This window comes from Pantoea sp. LMR881, assembly GCF_027157825.1.
GTDB classification, from domain to species: domain Bacteria; phylum Pseudomonadota; class Gammaproteobacteria; order Enterobacterales; family Enterobacteriaceae; genus Pantoea; species Pantoea haifensis.
This window is the reverse complement of sequence record NZ_JAPVOK010000002.1, coordinates 1,811,391-1,834,466: the sequence shown is the minus strand read 5'-3', so window position 1 is coordinate 1,834,466 and position 23,076 is coordinate 1,811,391. Positions and strand designations below refer to the sequence as shown.

Here is a 23,076-nt window from a genome sequence, read left to right as displayed (position 1 = left end):
GCAGAATGTTATTTAGGGAGAGGGGATGAATCGCGTTTTACTGACTGGAGCAACAGGATTAGTCGGATCGCATCTGCTGCGATTGCTGATAGACGATCCGCGTATTGATGAAATTATCGCCCCCACACGTCGTCCGCTGCCGGAGATGCGTAAAGTGGTGAATCCGGTCGAAGCTGATTTAACGGATGTGTTACGCCCGCTGAAAGCCTCGCTCGACACGGTGTTTTGCTGTCTGGGCACGACCCGCAAACAAGCAGGCAGTAAAGAGGCCTTTGTCCATGTGGATTATACGTTAGTGATAGACAGTGGCTTGAGCGGCTTGCGTTTGGGCGCGAAACAGATGCTGGTAGTGAGCGCGCACGGCGCAAATCGTCATTCGCCTTTTTTTATAATCGTGTCAAAGGCGAGATGGAAAATGCGCTGCGTCATCAGGGCTGGCCGCGCCTTACGCTGGTACGACCTTCGCTATTACTGGGCGAGCGAAAGAACAAGCGCGGCGCAGAGCGTTTGCTGGCTCCGATCTTTGGCCTGCTGCCCGGTCACTGGCGTGCCGTACAGGCACGGGACGTGGCGCAGTGTCTGCACGATCAGGCGTTTTTACCGGGCGGCAATAACGTCAATATCATCGAATCGGGAGATATTCCTCGCCACTTACGATAAATACCAGATGTGCTGATTGCGGCTCCCGCGCCAGCGCAGCGTGGCATCTTTTTCCGCTTCGATAAAAGGGCCATCAATCAAGACATCAATAAAGGCCAGCACTTCGCGCTGTGCTGCAGTCAACGCCTGCTTCTCATAACCGGTCCACAGCCAAATATCTTTGCCCACGCACTCCTGCCGCACCCGTTTAACCAGGCGGCGTATGTGCGGCACGTTGTGCGGATGCAGCGGGTCGCCACCGCTCAGGGATAAGCCCCGACGCGGAATGCGCGTATCCTGCAGATCGGCCAGCAGTTGCTCTTCCATGGCTAAAGTAAAGGGCACGCCGGAATCGATCCGCCATGTGCTCTGGTTATAACAGCCGCGACACTGATGCTCGCATCCGGCCACAAACAGCGTGCAGCGCGTGCCGGGGCCATTTATCACATCAAGATCGTAGTAACGATGAATATGCATCATCCCAGCGGTCCGCTGTCGAGGTGTTTAACGCGACGCTGTACTTCTTGCTGTTTCCCGGCATTAAACGGGCGGGCGTCAGGACTGCCGAGATAGCCGCACACACGCCGCGTGACCGAGACGTGCGCCGGATCGTGGTTACCGCAGCTGGGACAGGTAAAGCCGCGGCTGGTACAGCTAAATTCGCCGCTAAAACCACACTCATAACATTCATCAATAGGCGTATTGGTGCCGTAATAAGGTACGCGGTGATAGCTGTAATCCCAGACATCTTCCAGCGCCTGTAAATTGTGCTGCATGTTAGGGTACTCGCCATAACAGATAAAACCGCCATTCGCCAACGCCGGATAGGGCGCTTCAAAGTCAATTTTGTCGTAAGGATTGACCTTTTTCTCTACATCAAGGTGGAAGCTGTTGGTGTAATAACCCTTGTCGGTGACGCCCTTTACTACGCCAAATTCGGCGGCATCCAGGCGACAGAAACGATCGCACAAATTTTCGCTGGGTGTGCTGTAAAGGCTGAAGCCGTAGCCCGTTTCAGCTTTCCACGCCTCTGTCGCATTGCGTAAATGGGTAATGATCGCGATGCCTTTATCACGTAAAGCCGCACTGTCATAAGGATGCTGTGCACCACCGCTCAACGCATTGAGCGTTTCATGCAGGCCGATATAGCCCAACGATAACGAAGCACGTCCGTTGCGAAAAATCGGGCCGATTTCATCATCGGCATTAAGCCGTACACCGCAGGCACCTTCCATATAAAGAATGGGCGCGACACGGGCTTTGGTTTTTTCCAGGCGCGCCACGCGTGTCATCAGGGCTTGTTTTGCCAGCGCCAGACGCTCATCCAGTAGCGACCAGAAACGCGCGTCGTCGCCACCTGCTTCCAGCGCAATACGCGGCAAATTCAGGCTGATTACGCCAATATTATTGCGACCTTCATGGATCTGTTTTCCGTTCTCTTCATAGACGCCCAAAAAGCTACGGCAGCCCATTGGCGTTTTAAACGATCCGGTAACGCTAACCACCTGATCGTAATTAAGGATATCGGGATACATACGTTTACTGGCACACGCCAGCGCCAGCTGTTTAATGTCGTAATTCACATCACCCGCGCGACGATTAATCCCTTCGCGAATGGCAAAAACCAGTTTGGGAAAAACAGCAGTTTTGTGATTTTTCCCCAGACCCGCCAGCCGGTTACGCAGAATGGATTGCTGAATCAAACGCGCAGACCAATCGGTGCCAAGACCAAAGCCAAAGGTAACGAAGGGGGTTTGACCATTGGCGGTATGCAAAGTATTCACTTCATATTCCAGCGACTGAAAAGCGTCATAACACTCTTTTTCAGTCCGCTCACGCGCATAGGCTTCGCTATCTGCAATACACCATTCAGCTGCAATAGCGCGATGCTTGGCCAGGCTCAGCTCAACAAACGGCGCCAGCACTTCATCGATGCGATTGATAGTAGTTCCGCCGTAAATATGGCTGGCAACCTGGGCGATGATCTGTGCAGTTACAGCCGTTGCCGTTGCGATCGATTTAGGCGGTTCGATCTCCGCGTTGCCCATTTTAAAACCGTTGTTCAGCATGCCTTCGAGATCGATCAACATACAGTTAAACATCGGGAAAAAAGGCGAGTAGTCGAGATCGTGATAATGGATCTCACCGCGCTCGTGCGCCTGCACCACATTTCGCGGCAGGATCTGCTGCTGGGCATAATGTCTGGCGACGATCCCGGCGAGCAGATCCCGCTGCGTCGGGATCACTTTGCTGTCTTTGTTGGCGTTTTCATTCAACAGCGCCGCGTTGGTCTGATCCACCAGGCCGCGAATGGCATGATGCAGTTTGCCGCGCTGTTCGCGTGCTACGTCGCGATCGTGGCGGTATTCAATCCAGGCGCGTGCCAGCTGCGGGTAAGGGCCTGACATCAAGGTCTCTTCAACCGCGCACTGAATATCACGAATATCGACTTCCGGGCGATCTGCCAACCGACGACTGACCTCATTCGCCACCTCTGCACACCAGGCTGCGTCGTTAACCTGTGCCGCCTGTGCTGCTGCTGTGACCGCTGATAAAATGCGTTGCGCATCAAAACCTGTACGACAGCCGTCGCGTTTCACCACTACCGTTGCCATTTTTCCCTGACCCCATATGTAGACATGAAAACAAGTCTAATCGCTACATATAGTGATTTCCGCAGAATAGTCAGGTGCAGTTTGACCTACGACAAGGAAGACGGATTCCTGTATGAAAAAGCCGCTCGCCTGAAAAGCGTTTCCTGACGCTGTACAGGCGAACCAGCACGATGAACGGGGTAAGCTGCCGGGAATGCACCACTGGCCGCCGTCTGTAAGGTTGTAAAATCAGGCAGGGCCACTGACAGAGTGACGGCGTACTAACGTCGGACTAAACATGTTTGTCACTTCAGGCAGCGGCTGATCGTTCGCCAGCGCCAGCGCCAGTTCTGCTGCCTGCTGCGCCATAGTGACAATCGGATAGCGCACAGTAGTAAGGCGCGGACGTACATAGCGCGACACCAGCACATCATCAAAGCCAATCAGTGACATCTCTTCCGGCACGCGTACGCCATTATCACTTAAAACCGCCAGCGCACCCGCTGCCATTGAGTCGTTATAACAGGCTACGGCGGTGAAGTGTTTACCGCGTCCCAGCAGCTCGGTCATGGCCTGTTCGCCGCCTGTCTCGTCTGGTTCACCCCAGGCCACCAGCCGATCGTTGCAGGGCAAACCGTGCTCTTTCAGCGCATCGTAATAGCCTTGCAGGCGATCTTCCGCATCGGAAATGGTGTGGGTTGAGCAGACGAAAGCGATATTTTGATGGCCCAGTTGAATCAGATGGCGGGTTGCCAGCCATGCGCCATAGCGATCGTCCAGCGCAATGCAGCGTTGCTCAAAGCCCTTCAGCAACCGATTCAGCAGCACCATGCCCGGCACCTGTTTCATCAACACTTCCAGCTCGGCGTCAGAAATTTTCTTGGCATGAACCACCAGTGCCGCGCAGCGATGGCGCATCAGTTGCTCAATCGCCTGACGCTCTTTTTGCTCGTTGTGGTAACCGTTACCAATCAGTAAAAAGTTGCCGGTTTGTCCCGCGACTTCATCAACCGCTTTCACCATTGCGCCGAAAAACGGATCGGAAACGTCGCCTACGACCAGACCCAGGGTCTCGGTAGATTGCTGCGCCAGGGCGCGTGCATTGGCGTTTGGATGATACTGAAGTTCTTCCATTGCCTGGCCAACGGCCTGGCGTGAACTTTCGCTGGCTTTGGGAGAATTATTAATAACGCGAGAAACCGTCGCGACAGAAACGCCTGCCAGTTTCGCAACATCCTTTATGGTCGCCATGCGTTTACCTGCTTCGGGGAAAACGTTTACACATGACATCAGTGTTACGGAAAAGCGGCCTTACATCAAGCCAACAGAATGCCAGCGTCGTCGCAAAAGAGAGCAAAATCAGGCGTTCCGCCGCGACTTCTGCGGCGAGGGAGTTGCATGGTATGCTGACAGCTTCTTCACCTGCCATGAATGATAACAATGAAAACAAGAGTGCCACATCTGGCGCATTGGGGCGCCTTTACCGCCATTACGGAAAACGATCGTCTGACGGGCTGCGAGCCTTTTTTCGCCGATGCCGATCCTTCGCCGATGCTCAACACCCTGCCTGAACTGGTTTATTCAGACAAACGTATTCGCCAGCCGATGGTACGTCGCTCGTGGTTAAAATCGCGGGAAAACAGCGATCGCACGCTGCGTGGACGCGAAGATTTTGTCGCCGTGGACTGGGAAACGGCGCTGGATTTAGTCGCAGAAGAAAACCGTCGCGTTCGCGATCGTTACGGTGCCTCCGGCATTTTCACCGGCTCGTATGGCTGGTCATCAGCGGGCCGCGTCAACCATGCGCGCACCCTGGTGCGTCGTTTTTACTTTAACGGCGGCGGCGGCGTTGACCAGCAAGGCAACTACAGCTGGGGCGCAGCGCAATTTTTCCTGCCTTATGTTATTGGCACCTATATGCCACTGACCGGCCGCGTAACCGACTGGCCGGAAGTGGTCGAACATGCAGAAATATTTGTCGCCTTTGGCGGGCTGGCGCTGAAAAATGCCCAGGTTGCTTCAGGCGGCGCAGGCCAGCACAGCCTGAAACCGGCGCTGGAACAGTTAGCCGCCAAAGGCACGCCAGTCATTAACATCAGCCCAATGCGCGATGACTGCCCGGCCTTTGTTAACGCTGAATGGATCCCCATTCGCCCCAATACTGACGTGGCGTTGATGATGGCGCTCGGCTATGAAATCAGCCAGCGTGGCGCAGTGGATGAAGCCTTCCTGGCCAGCCACTGCACCGGCTGGCCACAGCTGCGCGCTTATCTGCTGGGTGAAAGCGATGGCGTGGCAAAAACCGCTGGCTGGGCCAGCCGTATCACCGGCATTCCGGCTGAGCGCATTGTGCAACTGGCACAGCAACTGGTGGGTAAACGTAGCTTTATGACCTGTTCCTATTCAGTGCAGCGTGCGCACCGCGGCGAACAGCCCTACTGGATGATGATCGCCCTCTCATCAATGCTGGGTCAGCCAGGCTTGCCGGGAGCAGGTTTTTCGTTTGGTCACGGCTCGATGAACAGCGTCGGCAATCCGCGTCAGGATGGCCCCGCGCCGCTGATGAGTGCGGGCGTTAATCCGTCTGGCTTGTCGATTCCGGTGGCGCGCATCAGCGATATGCTGCTCAATCCTGGCCAGCCTTATACTTTTCAGGGCGAAACGCTGCACTATCCCGACATCCATCTGGTGCACTGGGCGGGCGGCAATCCGTTCCATCATCATCAGCAGCTTAACCGGCTGGTTGAAGGCTGGCAGAAGCCGGACACGGTTGTGGTGCAGGATATTGTCTGGACGCCTGCGGCGCAGATGGCCGACATTGTGTTGCCCGCCACCACCACGCTGGAGCGCAACGATATTGGCGGCTCATCGCGTGACCGCTTTGTTTTTGCGATGCATCAGGCCGTTAAGCCGCAGCATCAGGCTCGCAACGATTTTGATATCTTTGCCGATCTCGCCGAGCGTCTCGGCTATCGCGACACCTTTACCGAAGGGCGCAATGAAATGCAGTGGATCGAGCATCTGTATCAGCAATGTGCCGTGGCGCATGCACACAAAGGCATCGACTTCCCTGAGTTTGCAGATTTCTGGCAGCGCGGCTTTGTTGAAATTCCTGAAGGCGGTAAGCCTTACATCTTTATGGATGATTTTCGCGCCGATCCGGTTGCGCATCCGATTCAAACCGCCAGCGGTAAAATTGAGCTGTTCAGCCAGACCATTGCGGATTACCAGCTGGACGATGTTGCCGGGCACCCGGAGTGGCGCGAGCCGCAGGAGTGGCTGGGCGCGGCCCTCAGCGCCGACTATCCGCTGCACATGATTTCTGTGCAACCGTCAGATCGCCTGCACAGTCAGCTTGATGGCACCGAAACCGTACAGCGCAACAAAACCGCCGGACATGAGACGCTCTATATGCATCCGCAGGATGCCAGCGCACGCGGTATCGCAGAGGGTGATGAGATTGAAGTGAGCAATGCGCGTGGACGAATGCTGGCAGGCGTAAGCCTGACCGACGGCTTAACGCCTGGCGTAGTGATCATTGCGACCGGCGCCTGGTTTGATCCGGGCTTCGGTGGCAAATGGCAGCCCTGGGATCGCGCGGGCAATCCGAATGTGCTGACACTGGACATCGGAACGTCGTCGCTCACTCAAGGCCCTAACGCCATGAGTTGCCTGGTAGAAATCAAAAAACATCCCGTTTGCAAAATAGCGTAAGGATCTCATCGCTGGTTACATTTTGCGGGTAACTGTTGCGTTTGAGTGATGGCAGTCCATCAAGCCGCCTTGCTACATTCAGAGTCCCAGAGGTATTGATGGGTGAACATCAACAGATTTATTTGATTACACCAACCTGCGCAGATGCGCAGGTTTTTTTTGCCCGCAATTCAGCGTCTGCTAACGAACTGATACACAGTTTTCCTGTGTTTTCATAAACGCTTTCTTTATAACTGCTGCCTTAAGCCCTTTTATTCTTTTAGCGCAGCGGAATGCCATGCCCCGGATCAAAAAATTACTGGGAAAAGACCAGATCAAAGCCCCGTTTAACCCTTTTCGATTTCGCCTGATCTGCCTGGGCGTACTGGCCTGCATGGTGATATTGCTGGCACGTGTTGCCGACCTGCAATTTCTTAATCAGCCCATGCTGGAACATGAAGCCGATCAGCGTTCGCTTCGCACCGTAACGCTACCGACCAGTCGCGGCACCTTACTGGATCGCAACGGTGAAGCCGTGGCGCTTAGCGTGCCATCGCGTGACATCATTGCCGATCCGCTGCGCGTGCTGGAAGGAAATCCCGATTTTACCAGCGCCAAATGGGCCTATCTGGCTGCTGCGCTGAACACCCGACCGGAGCAGATCGCTGCGCAAATCACCGCCAATCCTAAACGTCGCTTCCTTTATCTGGGGCGCAAAATTGAGCTGGGAATCGCAAAAGATATTAAAGAACTGCGCCTGAAAGGCATCAGTGAAGTTTATAACGATAGCCGCTTCTATCCCATGAGCGAGGCCTCCGCGCCGCTGATTGGCATTGTGGGTGCCGATAATGTTGGACTGAATGGCCTGGAAAAGGGCTTTGATAAAGTCCTGCAAGGCGTGCCGGGCAAAGAGGTTTACCGTCAGGATGCGATGGGCAACATCATCTCAATGATCAACTATCAGCCGCCCACGCAGCCGCCAACGGTACAGCTCAGCATCGATAAATTTGATCAGTACACGCTCTACAGCAAACTGCGTGATGGTGTGTTGTTAAATAAAGCAGATTCCGGCGCGGCGGTGCTGGTGAAAATTGATACCGGTGAGATTCTGGCGATGGCGTCTTATCCGTCGTTCAACCCCAACAATTACGACGGCGCGACGCCGACGCAAATGCGCAACGCAGCGATCAACGACAGTTACGAACCCGGTTCGACCGTGAAACCGCTGGTGGTGATGGAAGGGCTGGAGCGTCATCTGGTGCGTCCCGATTCCGTGATTGATACCACACCGTATCGCGTCAACGGCCATCTGATACGTGACGTCGGACACTGGCCGCGCCTGACCATGACCGGCATTTTGCAAAAATCGAGTGACATTGGCGTATCGCATATTGCCCTGGCGATGCCCGCAGAAGCATTGGTGAATACCTATCACGCATTTGGCCTGGGCAAGCCAACAGGATTAGGTCTGACCGGAGAGAGTGTCGGCTATTTCCCGCTGCACCGCACGCGCTGGGCGGATATTGAACGCGCTACATTTTCGTTTGGCTATGGGCTACGCGTCACGCCGCTGCAAATAGCCCGTGAATACGCCACGCTCGGCTCTTACGGTATTTATCGTCCCTTATCGATTACCAAAGTCACCCCGCCGGTGCTGGGTAAGCAGGTGGCAAACCCGGAAACGGTAAAAGAAGTTGTGCATATGCTGGAAAGCGATGTCCTGCCTGGCGGAACCGGGATAAAAGCCGCAGTGCCGGGTTACCGACTCGCAACCAAAACCGGTACGGCTGAGAAGATGGGCACCAGCGGCAAGTATGATGGCGGCTACGTCAACTACACCGCAGGCATTGCGCCTGCCAGCCATCCTGAAGTGGCGCTGGTGGTGATGATCAACCACCCAACGGCGGGCGATCACTTTGGTGGCTCGGTAGCGGCACCGGTATTTGGCAACATTATGGGGCCCGTGCTGAAGCATATGAACATTGCACCCGATGCCATCTACACCAGATCTTCAGATAAATCTTAGTTAAATCAAGGTGTAAGAGAGGTGTGGCTTTTTTCACACCTCGTTTCACTTCCCTGCATTCCGTTTCCTTTTCCGCCTGTCCATTCACCGGTCAGGGTGCGAGGATAACCCTCCCAGAGGTATGAATGGGTGTGAAAACGTAACTGCTTCGGCAGTAATACCCGTATCAGGTATTTACCCTGTTATTGCACCAGCCCACGCAGATGCGTGGGTTTTTTTACCTGACATTACCGTTGTAACGGCTGCGCTTAGCTGCTCACACCTCTTAACCCGCTCTTTACGTTTCCCCGCAAACAAAAAAATATTCGCTGTAGTAACCTGGTCATAACGCGCCGTTGTGTCGCATTCCGCGACGGTTCGCCAGTCCTTTACGGTGTGGGTAGCGCCGTAAAGGGCGCTTTTTCACTGTTTAACCGGAACAGGCTATGCCGAAAACAAAAGACAAAACGCCGCGCGGCGAGGGCAGATCAGCGGCATTCCAGCTACGTATTCATCCGCAACTGCATCAACAACTTCGCACTCTGTCTGATGATGAAAACATCACGCTGGCCTGCTGGCTGAAAGATCTGGCGCGACGTGAGTTACGTCGTCGCGGCATCGAACCCATGGGATAACGGCTAGCGCACTAAGCAATACGTGCGAAAGGGCCACACAAAAAGTTTAAGATTTTCGATTCGAAAATATATTTTACGCTTCCTTAACAGCTTACTCTGCGCTGCCCCCCTACAATAAACGACCTTTGAGAGTAATCACTCTCGTTACTTTTACTCTTCTTGTTGAGAAAACTATGCGCATGAAAGTTCTTTCTGCCAGCGTGGTGTTTTTACTGGCAGCTTGTGATCAGGGGCAATGCAGTCTGCCGCCTCAACCACGCCGGAAGTAGGCGTAGTGACGCTCAAAAGCGAGCCAGTAACACTGTTAACCCAGTTGCCAGGCCGAACCACAGCAGTGAAAACAGCCGAAGTCCGTCCTCAGGTCAGTGGCGTCATCCAAAAGCTGCTGTTTACCGAAGGGGAGAAGTCAAAGCGGGCCAGCCGCTGTACCAAATCGATCCTGCCAGTTACAAAGCCGCTTATGACAAGGCGCTGGCAACCTGGCAAAACGACGCGATGATCGCGAAACGCTACAAACCGTTGGCTGCCGCCCATGCCATCAGCCAGCAAACCTACGACGACGCGGTGGCTGCCGAGCGTGAAGCCAAAGCCGATGTCGAAACCGCAAAGGTCAATCTTGACTACACGCTGGTCAAAGCACCGATTACCGGCCATATCAGCCGATCGCTGGTCACTGAAGGGGCGTTAGTCACCAGCGGTCAAACCGACTATCTCGCGACTATTCAGCAACTCAATCCTGTGTATGTTGACGTCAGTGAATCTTCTACCGATCTGCTGCGTCTGCGCCGGGCGCTGACCGAGGGCAAGCTACAGCAAGTAGGCGACAACGCTGCGGCGGTAAAACTGACGTTAGAAGATGGCAGCCATTATGCGCAGCAAGGCAAGCTGGCTTTTTCTGAAGTAAATGTTGATCAAGCCACCGGCACGGTGGTGCTGCGTGCGGTATTCCCGAATCCACACAATGAACTGCTGCCAGGCATGTATGTACACGCCAGCTTCCCGCAAGGCATTCAGCAGCAGGGGATTACGGTGCCGCAGGAAGCCATCATGCATGACAGCAAAGGCCAGCCTTATGTATACGTAGTAAAAGCAGACAGCAGCATTGAGCAGCGCAGCGTAACCACCGGCGAGATGATCAAAGAGAAATGGTTGATCACCAGCGGCCTGCACGAGGGCGAAAAAGTTGTGGTCAATGGCCTGCAAAGCGTACGCAACGGCAGTAAAGTCACAGCCGTGGCAGCCAGCGTGAACGATACGCCTTCTGCTGACAGCGTCAGCCTGACGATGACCGATCCGTCGGCGCAATAAGGAGACGTCATGTCTAAATTCTTTATTGAGCGTCCGATTTTTGCCTGGGTTGTGGCGATTATCGTGATGCTGGTAGGCGCCATCGCCACCCTGAACTTGCCGGTTAATCAATATCCCGATATCTCGCCACCGGCAGTCTCCATCTCCGTGACCTATCCGGGCGCCAGCGCCGAAACCACGCAAAACACGGTGGTACAGGTGATTGAGCAGCAGCTCAACGGCCTTGATGGCTTGCGCTATCTGGAATCAAGCAGCGCCAGCGACGGCAGTGCTCAGATCATCGCTACGTTCAACCAGGGCATTAACCCCGACATTGCACAGGTTCAGGTACAGGACCGCGTTTCGCTGGCGGAGTCGCAGTTGCCAACTGATGTAACCCAGCAAGGCATCCGCATCCGTAAGTACCAGAAAAATTTCATGATGGTGATCAGTCTGATTTCCAGAGATGGCAAGCTGAGCAACGGTGACCTGGCCGATATGCTGGTCTCGAAACTGGAAGATCCGATTTCACGCACCAAAGGGGTCGGTGATTTCATGGTTCTGGGTTCAGAGTATGCGATGCGCATCTGGCTCGATCCCGCCAAACTGTATAAATACAACCTGATGCCGAGCGATGTCAGCAGCGCAATTAATAACCAGAACGTTCAGGTCTCATCCGGCTCGCTTGGCGGTTTACCGACCATCCGCGATGCGAAAACCAACGCCACTATTCTGGGAAAATCGCGCTTCACCAGCGTGAAGCAGTTTGAAAATGTGCTGCTTAAGGTGAACAGCGATGGCTCGCAGATCCGCCTGAAAGATGTGGGCAGCGTGGCATTAGGACCACAAAGTTACACCATCGACTCGACGATGGATGGTAAACCCTCTGCCGGTATCGCTCTGCGCCTGGCAACGGGCGCAAATGAGCTGGATACCGCCAAAGCGGTGCGCGCTACGGTAGCGTCGCTCAAGGATTCGCTGCCGGACAACGTAGAAGTGCAATATCCCTATGACACTTCGCCGGTGGTCAGCGCCTCAATCGAAGAGGTGGTTAAAACCCTGATCGAAGCCATCGTATTGGTGTTCTTCGTGATGCTGATCTTCCTGCAAAACCTGCGCGCCACCTTTATCACCACGCTGGTGGTGCCGGTGGTGCTGCTTGGCACCTTCGGCATTCTTTCCGCCTTTGGTTACAGCATTAACACCCTGACGATGTTCGGCATGGTGCTGGCGATAGGGCTGCTGGTGGATGATGCCATCGTGGTGGTGGAAAACGTCGAGCGCGTGATGCACGAAGAGCAGCTCGATCCAAAAACTGCCACCATTAAATCGATGCAGCAGATTCAGGGCGCGCTGTTTGGTATCGCGCTGGTGCTGTCGGCGGTGCTGTTACCGATGGCATTCTTCTCCGGTTCAACCGGCGTTATCTATCGTCAGTTCTCGATAACTATTGTCTCGGCGATGGCGCTGTCGGTACTGATGGCACTGATTTTCACCCCGGCATTGTGCGCCACGCTACTCAAAGCCTCTTCTGCTGAGCACAAAACTACCGGGCTTGCCGGTTGGTTCAACCGCAAGTTTGACAGCGGCACGCTGCATTACACGCACGGCGTCAGCAAAGTGATTTCGCGCCGTGGGCTGTTTCTGGTGATCTATCTGGTGATTGTCGGTGTCACCGGCTACCTCTTCACACGTGTACCTACCACCTTCCTGCCAGATGAAGATCAGGGCCTGATGATGGTTCAAATCACGCTGCCGGTGAACGCATCGTCACAGCGCACCCAGAAAGTCATCAACGATCTCAATAGCTATCTGCACGATAAGCAGGCCGCCGTGGTCACCACCGTGTTTGCGGCGAACGGCTTTAACTTTGCCGGGCGCGGGCAAAACAGTGCAATGGCGTTTGTGCGGTTAAAAGACTGGAGTGAGCGTACTCAGTCCAGCCAGAGCGTGAAAACCCTGGCCGCTAACATCATGGCGCACTTCGCTAACTATAAAGACGCGAAAATCTTTGCCATGGTGCCGCCTGCAGTTATGGAGCTGGGAAATGCCACCGGTTTTGACTTCTACCTGCAAGATACCGCGGGGCACACCCATCAGGAGATGATGGACGCGACGCATAAATTCCTCGACCTCGCCAATAAAGATCCGCGTCTGAGCGCGGTACGCCTGAACGGCATGGAAGATGAGCCGCAGTATCAGTTGCTGATCAACGATGAGCGCGCCAGCGCACTCGGCTTGAGCATGGCGGACGTCAATGACACTTTATCGGTGGCCTGGGGCTCAAGCTACATCGATCAATTTATGTATAACGGCCGCGTTAAAGAGGTTTACCTGATGGGGAAAGCCGATTCGCGCGTCACGCCTGAAGATCTCAATAAATGGTACTTCCGTAATAGCAGCGGAACTATGGTGCCGTTCTCCGCATTTGCCAGCGGCAAATGGGTCAGCGGTTCACCCCACTACGAGCGTTTCAACGGTATGACAGCGGAAGAGATCCTCGGCTCGCCAGCGGCGGGTTACAGCAGCGGTGAAGCGATGAAAGCGGTGGAGGAGATCGGGGCAAAAATGCCGAAAGGTTTCCGCGTGCAGTGGTACGGCATCTCTTATGAAGAGCAGGCGTCGGGATCGCAAACTACCCAGCTGTACGCTATTTCCGTGCTGGTGGTGTTCCTCTGCCTGGCGGCGCTGTATGAAAGCTGGTCGATTCCGTTCTCGGTGCTGCTAGTGGTGCCACTGGGCGTGCTGGGTACCATCAGCGCGGTGCTGCTGCGTGGTTTGCAGAACGATGTGTTCTTCCAGGTCGGGCTACTTACCACCGTCGGGCTGGCGGCCAAAAACGCCATATTGATTGTGGAGTTCGCCAAAGAGCTTCATGAGCGCGAAGGCAAAACGCTGGTGGAAGCGGCGGTTGAGGCGGCGCGCTTGCGTATTCGTCCGATCATTATGACATCAATGGCGTTTATCCTCGGCGTCTTGCCACTCACGATCTCCAACGGTGCCGGGGCCGGTAGCCAGCATTCAATTGGGACGGCGGTAGCGGGCGGCATGCTCACCGCGACTTTCCTTGCCATCTTCTTTGTGCCGATGTTTTACGTTGTGGTCGCGCAGTTCTTCTCGCGCAAGAAAAAGCCTGAGGTTGTTTACAATGATAACTAAAATCTCCTGGGCGCTGCTGCCTTTGGCAGTCACCCTTGGTTTAACCGGCTGTACGTTACAGCCGAACTATCACCGTCCAGCGATGCCGGTTGATGCACACTATGATCAGGCAACGCCGGTGGGCAATGTGGCTGATCTGCCGTGGCAGAATTTCTTCAATGACGCCACGATGCGCCAGTTGATCGATCTGTCCCTGAAAAACAACCGCGATCTGCGCGTGGCAGCCTTAAATGTCGAACAGGCGCGCGCCTCGGTGCAAATCGATCGCGCTGCGCTGTTGCCATCCATTGATGCTACCGCCAGCCAGACATCGGCCCATGAACCGGCTAACCTGTACAACACCCAGTCAACCGGTGCAGTAACCTATCATGAACTGAATGCGGGGCTGGGCGTCACCTCATGGGAGCTTGATTTCTGGGGGCGTTTGCGTAGCCTGCGCGATCAGGCACAGGAGAGCTACTTATCGACCGCAGCTACGGAACGTGCCACGCGGATTTCATTGATCTCGCAGGTGGCATCGGCCTGGCTGACGCTCTGTTCGGATAACGATCTGCTGCATCTGGCGGAAGAAACGGTGCAGAGTCAGCAAAAATCATATGAACTGACCCGGCTCAGTTACAACGGCGGCGTAAGCAGCGAACAGGATCTGGTGCAAGCGGAAAGCACCGTGCGCAACGCTGAAGCCGATGTGGCGAGCTACACCCGTCAGGTGCGTCAGGATGTGGATGCGTTGCGGCTGCTGGCTGGCACCGATCTGCCCGCCACGCTGTTGAAAAACGCCACGCTCGACAGCAACTGGCAATTCCCGGCAACGCCAGCGGGGCTGCCATCCGATCTGCTCACGCGCCGTCCCGATATCATCGCCGCCGAGCACCAGCTCAAAGCGGCTAACGCCAATATTGGCGCAGCGCGTGCGGCTTTCTTCCCCAGCATCTCGTTAACCGCGTCGGGCGGTTCAACCAGCAGTTCACTAGGCCATTTGCTGGAAGGTGGCACTGCCGCCTGGTCATTTGTGCCATCCATCAATCTGCCGATTTTTGACGGCGGCGTAAATGAGGCCAATCTGGACATCGCTAAAATCGAAAAACGCATTGAAATCGCTAACTATGAAAAGGCGATTCAGACCGCGTTTAAAGATGTTAACGATGCGCTGGCGGGACAGGATACCTGGCAGAACCAGTTGACGGCGCTGCAAAAAGAGGTGGCAGCCACTCAGCGTGATTACGACTATTCTGAATTGCGCTACAAGCAGGGTATAGATAATTATCTCAATGTATTAGTGGCACAACGTTCGCTTTACACTGCGCAGCAGGCGTTGATATCCGCGCATCTGGGCCAGCTGAATCAAAAAATCACGCTGTATGAAGCATTAGGCGGCGGCTGGAAATCATGATGTTTTTAACGAAACCCTTACGGTTTGGCAATGGAATGTCGTAGCAAAAGCAGCCGATAATAAGTGCCGTAGTATCAAAGTTAATAATCCCCTGGTTTACAGGGGATATCCCATTATTTCTTGTTCAATTGAAGAGTTTGATGATTACTAACGCCTCCCGTGCTTCCCGTTCTCGCTGGCTTAAATGGCTGCTTTTGTTCATTGTGATAGTGATTATCGCCGCTGTTGTCTGGCGCATGTTACCTTTTGGTAAAGGCGCGGGCAGGGGAATGCCACCGGGCGGACGTCCGGGCGGGCCGGGAATGATGGCGGGAGGCGGCACAACGCTGGTACACAGCGGCATAGCCAGCACAGCTGACGTGCCGGTTTATCTGAATGCGCTCGGTACTGTCATTCCCAGTGCCAGCGTCACGGTAACCAGCCGCGTCGACGGGCAATTAGAAAAGGTCTGGTTTACCGAAGGGCAGAAGGTTGAAGCGGGTCAGTTACTGGCACAAATCGACCCGCGCAGCTATCAGGCAACCCTCAATCAGTATCAGGGCGAACTGAATGAAAACCAGGCGCTGCTGAAAAGCGCGGAGCTGACGCTGGCGCGCTACCGCAAACTGGCGGCGCAGGACTCCTTATCGCGTCAGGATCTGGATACGCAAATCGCCACCGTCGGGCAATATCGCGGTGCGGTTGCCGCCGATCAGGCGCAGATCGCCAGCGCCAGGCTGAGTATTGAATATGCTCGGATCACTGCGCCAGTCAGTGGGCGCGTGGGATTGCGTCAGGTCGATCCCGGCAATATGGTGCAAACCTCCAGCAGCACCGGCCTGGTGACCATCACTCAAATGCAACCCGCAGCGGTGACCTTTAGCGTGCCGCAGAGCAATATTCCGCTGCTGGTTAAGGCGCTGCACAGCGACCAAAGCCTGCCCGCTACGGCATTCGATCAGGATAATGCTCACACACTCGCAACGGGTGAAGTGAAATTTATCAGCAACCAGATCGACACCAGCACCGGCACCGTTGAGCTGAAAGCCATTTTCCCGAACCAGGACGAGGCGCTGTTTGCCAATCAGTTTGTGAATCTGCGTTTGCAGACCAGCACCCTGAAAGGTGCCACGGTGATCCCGACGCAGGCGTTACAGTTAAGCAGCGACGGCAGCTTTGTATTTATCATCAATAAAGACAACACCGTCACCCGTAAAGCGGTATCCGCAGGTCCGGCGTTCGGCGACGATCTGCAGGCGATTTTACAGGGTGTACAGCCGGGCGATCGCCTGGTAACAGAAGGTATTGATCGCCTGACCAATGGCAGCAAAGTGTCGGTGGCGGATGAGACTGCAAAGAGCACTGCTGAGGCCAAATGAATCCGTCACGCCTGTTTATCCTGCGACCTGTCGCCACCATTTTGTTAATGGCGGGCGTTCTGATCGCCGGGATTTTTGCCTATAAATTCCTCTCTACTTCGGCGCTGCCGCAGGTGGATTATCCGACCATTCAGGTGACGACGCTTTATCCAGGAGCCAGCCCGGATGTGATGGCGTCTTCCGTGACTTCGCCGCTGGAACGCCAGCTTGGTCAGATGGCGGGACTGAGCCAGATGACGTCGACCAGCTCCAGCGGTTCGTCGATCATCACCTTAAAGTTCAGCCTCGATCTGTCGCTGGACGTGGCGGAGCAGGAAGTGCAGGCGGCGATCAATGCCGCTAATAACCTGCTGCCGGACGATCTACCCAACCCGCCAACCTACAAAAGGTCAACCCGGCAGACAGCGCCGTGATCACGTTAGCGGCCAGTTCAGAAAACTTACCGCTGACCCAGGTACAGGATTTGGTTAATACCCGCGTTGCCCTCAAGCTGTCGCAAATATCGGGCGTCGGTATGGTCACGCTGGCAGGCGGGCATCAACCGGCCATCCGCGTTCAGATGGATCCCCGGGCCCTGGCGGCGCACGGCCTGACGCTGGAAGACGTCAATACCTTAATCAGCAACAGCAACGTTAACGGCTCAAAAGGCGGCTTTGATGGTAAATATCACTCCGTCACGATCGATGCTAACGATCAGCTACGCACTGCCGATGAGTACGGCAATCTGATCCTCACTTATCAAAATGGTGCGGCGCTGCGGCTGAAAGATATTGCGCATATCGAGCAGGGGCCAGAAAACAGCTTCCAGTCAGCGTGGGCCAACAACAGTCCGGCGATCGTGATCAGCGTGCAGCGCCAGCCGGGCGCAAATGTGATCCAGGTGGTGGATGGCATCAAAGCACAGCTCCCCTCGCTACAGGCTGCGCTGCCGGACGGCGTGAAAATGACCATTCTGTCTGACCGCACGCAAACCATTCGCGCCTCGATCAGCGACGTGCAGTTTGAACTGATGCTCTCGATTGCGCTGGTGGTAATGGTGACGTTCCTGTTTCTGCGCAACGTGGCGGCAACGCTGATCCCAAGCGTAGCGGTGCCGCTGTCGCTGATTGGCACCTTTGGCGTGATGTATCTGGCGGACTTCAGCCTGAATAACCTGTCACTGATGGCGTTAACGATCGCCACCGGCTTCGTTATTGATGATGCGATTGTGGTCGTAGAAAACATTTCGCGGCGGCTGGAAGAGGGCGAATCACCGATGGAAGCCGCCCTTAAAGGCTCGCAACAGATCGGTTTTACCATCATCTCGTTAACCTTCTCGCTCATCGCAGTGCTGATCCCGCTGCTGTTCATGGGCGACGTGGTGGGACGCTTGTTTCGCGAATTTGCCATCACGCTGGCGGTATCAATTTTAGTGTCGATGCTGGTCTCGCTGACGCTAACACCGATGCTGTGTGCCTATTTGCTGCGCCATATTCCGCCAGAAAAGCAGTCGCGCTTTTCCCGCAAAGGCGGTGAACTCTTCGACAAACTGGTTCGTGGCTACGACCGTCTGCTCACGCTTGTCCTGAACCATCAGAAGCTGACGTTGTTGGTAGCACTGGCAACCTTTGCGCTGACCGCGCTGCTTTATCTGATGGTACCAAAAGGCTTTTTCCCGACGCAGGATACCGGGCTGGTTCAGGGTGTGACGGTGGCGTCACAGGACGTGTCGTTTAGTGAGATGGCGAAGCGGCAACAGGCGCTGGCAAAGGTCATTTTGCAAAACCCATCGGTGGAAAGCGTGTCGTCAACTATCGGTATCGATGGCAACAACACCAGCCTGAACAGTGGCCGACTGCAAATCAATCTCAAATCATTTGACGATCGCGATGACAAAGCAGATGTGGTGATTCAGCAGCTACAGCAGGCAGCGAAACAAGTGGTGGGCATTCAGCTCTATATACAGCCAGCTCAGGATTTAACCGTTAACGATCAGGTCACGCCAAGCCAGTATCAGTTCACGCTTGACGACGCGGACAGTGAAACCCTGGTGCAGTGGTCACCAAAAATGGTGGCGGCATTGCAACAGCGACCTGAATTTAACGGCGTGGTAAGCAATTTGCAGGATCAGGGCCGTGTGGCTTACGTAGAGCTGAACCGCGATAAAGCGGCACGCTATGGCCTTACCGCTTCGGACGTCGATACCGCGCTTTATAATGCGTTTGGTCAGCGTCTGGTTTCCACTATCTTTACGCAGTCGAATCAATATCGCGTGGTGATGGAAGTGGCGCCGAAATATCAACAAGGCCCGGCGTCGTTTGATGATGTCTATCTGCAACCGTCCAGCGATACCGACAGCAGTAATTCTGACAGTAGCACATCGTCAACCAGCAGCACGGCATCGGGCAGCACGGCATCGGGCAGCAGCACAACCAGCAGCAGCGACAGCACAACCCATACCAGTGGCATGGTAAAACTCACCTCAGTTGCCACGATCCACCAGCGCACCGGGTCGCTGATGCACATGCGGCTTAATCAGTTCCCGGCGGTGATGATCTCGTTCAACCTCAATGCGGGCTATTCGCTGGAGGATGGACAGAAAGCAATTACTGCGGTGCGTGAACAGTTGCAACTGCCCTCCAGCATTACGCTGCGTTATCAGGGCGAAACCTCTGCCTTTCAGAGCGCCACAGGGAATACGCTGTGGCTGATTCTGGCGGCGTTGATCACGATGTACGTGGTGCTGGGGATTTTGTATGAGAGCTTTATCCATCCCGTCACCATCCTCTCTACGCTGCCATCGGCCGCAGTTGGCGCGCTGCTGACGCTGATGCTGGCAGGCACCGAGTTCAGCCTGATTGCGCTAATCGGCGTGATTTTGCTGATTGGTATCGTGAAGAAGAACGCGATAATGATGATCGATTTTGCGCTTGAGGCGGAAAACAAACAGCGCCTCAGCCCGCGTGATGCGATTCATCAGGCCTGTTTGCTGCGCTTCCGGCCGATCCTGATGACTACCATGGCGGCACTGCTGGGTGCATTACCTTTAATGCTCGCATCTGGCTCAGGCGCTGAGCTGCGTCAACCGCTCGGGCTGGTGATTGTCGGCGGGTTAATTGTGAGTCAGGTGCTGACGCTCTTCTCCACACCCGTGATCTATCTCTGGTTTGATGGCATTGCACAGCGCGGCAATGCCTGGGTAAAACGTCGCCAGCAGCAGGTGCGGAGCGGGCAATGAATCTGACACGGCTGTTTATTTTCCGTCCGGTCGCCACGCTGCTGCTGACTTTGGCCATTCTGCTGCTGGGCGCGCTGGGCTACCGCTTACTGCCGGTTGCGCCGCTGCCGCAGGTGGATTTCCCCACCATTATGGTGAGTGCCAGCCTGTCAGGCGCCAGCCCGGAAACCATGGCGGCGACTGTGGCGACGCCGCTGGAGCGTGCGCTGGGACAAATTGCTGGCGTCACTGAAATGACGTCAAGCAGTTCGCAAGGCTCCAGCACCATCATTTTGCAGTTTGAACTGGATCGTGACATCAACGGTGCCGCGCGTGACGTACAGGCTGCAATTAACGCGGCCCGTAGTCTGCTGCCAAGCGCAATGGAATCGCTGCCGACCTATCGTAAAGCCAATCCGTCCGATGCGCCGATTGTGATGCTGGCCCTGACGTCTGCCACCCGCACGCCAGGTGAGCTGTATGATCTCGCCGAGAGCAAAATTGAACAGGCGATGGGGCAGGTAAAAGGCGTGGGCGAAGTATCGCTAATGGGCAGCGCCTTGCCCGCCGTGCGCATCGATTTGCAACCGCTGAAGCTGACGCAGTATGGCATCTCGCTGGATACGGTGCGCAGCGCCGTGGCCAACAGCACCACGAATCTGCCGAAAGGGATGTTGCAGAGCAGCAGCCAGTCGTGGGTAGTGGACAGTAACGGGCAACTCGATAAAGCCAAAAGCTACCGCAATTTAATTGTCAGTTATAAAGAGGGCAAAGCGGTGCGGTTGCACGACGTTGCCACGGTTTATGACTCGGTAGAAGATCAGTATCAGGCTGGTTTTCTTAATGCGTCACCCTCGGTGATGATCGGGATTAAACGCCAGGCGGGCGCAAATATGCTCGATACCATTGACGCAATCAAGGCGCAGTTACCGGAGCTGGAAAAAGATCTGCCTGCAGATACCCAACTGAAAGTGGTGGTGGATCGCTCGCCTGGCGTGCGCGCCTCACTTTACGACACGGAAGAAACATTGTTGATCGCGGTGCTGCTGGTAATTGCGGTGGTGTTTGTCTTTCTGCGCAATCTGCAAGCGGTCATCATTCCGGCACTGGCGCTGCCCGTCTCGCTGATTGGCACCTGCGCGGTGATGTATCTGCTCGGATACAGTCTGGATAACCTGTCGCTGATGGCACTGATCATCGCCACCGGCTTTGTGGTTGACGATGCGATTGTCGTGCTGGAAAACATTACGCGCCATATCGAAGAGGGGCTCAGCCCGTTGCGTGCCTCGCTGCGCGGTGCGCAAGAGGTCAGCTTCACCGTTCTGTCGATGACCGTGTCGCTGATCGCGGTGTTTATACCTATTCTGTTAATGGGCAGCATTGTGGGGCGACTGTTCCGCGAATTTGCCGTAACGCTCTGCGTGTCATTGCTGATCTCAATGTTTGTTTCGCTCAGCCTGACGCCGATGCTCTGCTCGCGCCTGCTTAAGCCGAAACCTGACGTCACCAGACGACCACATCCGCTGTATCAGTTTATTGAAAATCAACTGAATCGCCTGCTGGCGGCCTATTCCCGTGGCCTGAGCTGGGTCATGCGCCACCAAAAGCTGACCATGTTCAGCCTGGTGCTGACTGTGCTGCTCAACCTGTTTCTCTATTCAGTGGTGCAGAAAGGCTTTTTCCCTAATCAGGATACCGGGCTGTTGATGGGGGCGCTGCGGGCCGATCAGAACATTTCATTCCAGGCGATGAAGCCCAAAATGTTGATGTTCACCAAAATCATTCAGTCCGATCCGGCGGTAGACAGCGTGATGTCCTCAATGGGCAGCGGTATGTTTGGTTCGCGTAACAGCGCCAACTTTTTGTGCGCCTGAAGGATCTTGATCAGCGCGATGCCACTGCCACAGAAGTGGCGAATCGTCTGAGTATGAAAACCAGCCACATTGCCGGGGCACAAATGTTTTTGATGGCGGCGCAGGATCTGCACATTGGCGGACGCAGCGCCAACGCCAGCTATCAGTACAGCTTACAGGCAGACGATCTTGATCTGCTGCGCACCGACACCAAAAGTGCAGGCGGCACTGGCGGCGATCCCGCAGCTCAACAGCGTAGATTCCGACTCGCAAACCGGGGGCCAGGAGGTGGTGATCAATATTGATCGCGATCGCGCTACCCGGCTCGGCGTGGATGTGCAGATGCTCGATACGCTGCTGAATAATGCGTTCAGCCAGCGGCAAATTGCCACGCTGTATCACACGCTGAATCAGTATCACGTGGTCATGACTTTGCAGGATAGCTACACACGTGATCCGGAAATCCTTAAGCAGCTGTATGTGATTAACGACGACGGTGACCGGATCCCGCTTTCAGCCTTCGCCACCTTTGTCGGCGGCAACGCGCCGTTGTCGGTGGCGCATCAGGGACAGTCAGCAACCAGCACCATTGCCTTCAACCTCAATGATGGCGTCTCGCTGGAGCAGGCGCAGGCGTTGATCAAACAGGCGATGGCGAAACTGGGCCTGCCCTCAACGATTCAGGCTGGCTTTGCCGGTACGGCGGCGGCATTTGCGCAGCTTACTGCCACCATGCCGTGGCTGATTATTGCGGCGCTGGCGGCGGTGTATATCGTGTTGGGGGTGTTGTATGAAAGCTACATTCATCCGCTGACGATTTTGTCGACGCTGCCCTCTGCGGGCGTAGGGGCGCTGCTGCTGCTGCTGCTTACCAACACTCAACTCACGGTGATCGCGCTGATCGGCATCATCCTGCTGATTGGCATCGTGAAAAAGAATGCGATCATGATGATCGATTTTGCCATCGATGCTGAACGTCGTCTGGGCATGACGCCGCAGCAGGCGATTACTCAGGCCTGCCTGATGCGCTTCCGCCCAATCATGATGACCACACTGGCAGCCTTTTTCGGTGCCTTGCCGCTGGCACTGGGCAGCGGCGGCGACGCTGACCTGCGCAGTCCGCTTGGCATCGCTATCGCTGGCGGCCTGGCGCTCAGTCAGTTACTGACGCTGTTCACCACCCCGGTTATTTATCTCTGGCTCGATCGTGTGAGCCGCGCAAGTAAAGGTTACTGGCGCCGCTTGCGCCATGCGGAATCATAAT

Annotated in this window: 9 protein-coding genes and 4 pseudogenes; 10 read left to right on the top strand and 3 right to left on the bottom strand. The window is 55.2% G+C overall.

The window, feature by feature from the left end; translation table 11 throughout:
• Nucleotides 1-25 precede the first annotated feature (25 nt).
• A pseudogene (locus tag O3W44_RS10430) lies at nt 26-660 on the top strand (NAD-dependent epimerase/dehydratase family protein).
• Here O3W44_RS10430 and nrdG read toward each other — a convergent pair.
• From nrdG to galR, 3 genes are all read right to left on the bottom strand, one after another.
• Nucleotides 652-1,119 (bottom strand): anaerobic ribonucleoside-triphosphate reductase-activating protein, encoded by a 468-nt coding sequence (gene nrdG / locus O3W44_RS10425; RefSeq protein ID WP_269293007.1) that lies wholly within the window; start codon nt 1,117-1,119, stop codon nt 652-654. The pseudogene O3W44_RS10430 and the gene nrdG sit on opposite strands and share 9 nt — an antisense overlap.
• Nucleotides 1,116-3,254, bottom strand: coding sequence for an anaerobic ribonucleoside-triphosphate reductase (gene nrdD, locus O3W44_RS10420; protein ID WP_269293006.1), 2,139 nt, complete (start codon nt 3,252-3,254; stop codon nt 1,116-1,118). Before nrdD ends, nrdG begins: the two co-directional genes overlap by 4 nt.
• A 228-nt stretch (nt 3,255-3,482) precedes the next feature.
• Nucleotides 3,483-4,484 carry an HTH-type transcriptional regulator GalR gene (gene galR / locus O3W44_RS10415; protein ID WP_269293004.1) on the bottom strand — a complete coding sequence of 334 codons (1,002 nt, stop codon included), beginning with the start codon at nt 4,482-4,484 and terminating at the stop codon, nt 3,483-3,485.
• Between the two features lie 189 nt (nt 4,485-4,673).
• Between galR and O3W44_RS10410 the strand changes: the two genes are divergently transcribed.
• The 9 genes and pseudogenes from O3W44_RS10410 to O3W44_RS10370 all read left to right on the top strand — a co-directional run bounded on the left by O3W44_RS10410 (nt 4,674) and on the right by O3W44_RS10370 (nt 23,075).
• Nucleotides 4,674-6,947 (top strand): molybdopterin guanine dinucleotide-containing S/N-oxide reductase, encoded by a 2,274-nt coding sequence (locus tag O3W44_RS10410; RefSeq protein WP_269293003.1) that lies wholly within the window; start codon nt 4,674-4,676, stop codon nt 6,945-6,947.
• A 277-nt stretch (nt 6,948-7,224) separates the two neighbouring features.
• Nucleotides 7,225-8,952, top strand: a complete 1,728-nt coding sequence (locus tag O3W44_RS10405; RefSeq protein ID WP_269293002.1) for a penicillin-binding transpeptidase domain-containing protein — start codon at nt 7,225-7,227, stop codon at nt 8,950-8,952.
• 425 nt (nt 8,953-9,377) lie between these two features.
• Entirely contained in the window at nt 9,378-9,566 is a 189-nt protein-coding gene (locus O3W44_RS10400; RefSeq protein WP_269293001.1) for a toxin-antitoxin system HicB family antitoxin, read from the top strand.
• Nucleotides 9,567-9,739: 173 nt separating this feature from the next.
• Nucleotides 9,740-10,874: pseudogene (locus O3W44_RS10395) on the top strand (efflux RND transporter periplasmic adaptor subunit).
• Between the two features lie 9 nt (nt 10,875-10,883).
• Nucleotides 10,884-14,012 (top strand): efflux RND transporter permease subunit, encoded by a 3,129-nt coding sequence (locus tag O3W44_RS10390; protein ID WP_269293000.1) that lies wholly within the window; start codon nt 10,884-10,886, stop codon nt 14,010-14,012.
• Nucleotides 14,002-15,405: an efflux transporter outer membrane subunit gene (locus O3W44_RS10385; RefSeq protein WP_269292999.1), complete on the top strand. Its 1,404-nt coding sequence runs from the start codon at nt 14,002-14,004 to the stop codon at nt 15,403-15,405. The genes O3W44_RS10390 and O3W44_RS10385 overlap by 11 nt, the downstream gene beginning before the upstream one ends.
• Before the next feature lie 140 nt (nt 15,406-15,545).
• Entirely contained in the window at nt 15,546-16,763 is a 1,218-nt protein-coding gene (locus tag O3W44_RS10380) for an MdtA/MuxA family multidrug efflux RND transporter periplasmic adaptor subunit (RefSeq protein ID WP_269292998.1), read from the top strand.
• Nucleotides 16,760-19,980: pseudogene (locus tag O3W44_RS10375) on the top strand (efflux RND transporter permease subunit). The gene O3W44_RS10380 and the pseudogene O3W44_RS10375 overlap by 4 nt, the downstream one beginning before the upstream one ends.
• A pseudogene (locus O3W44_RS10370) lies at nt 19,977-23,075 on the top strand (efflux RND transporter permease subunit). The pseudogenes O3W44_RS10375 and O3W44_RS10370 overlap by 4 nt, the downstream one beginning before the upstream one ends.
• Nucleotide 23,076 lies beyond the last annotated feature (1 nt).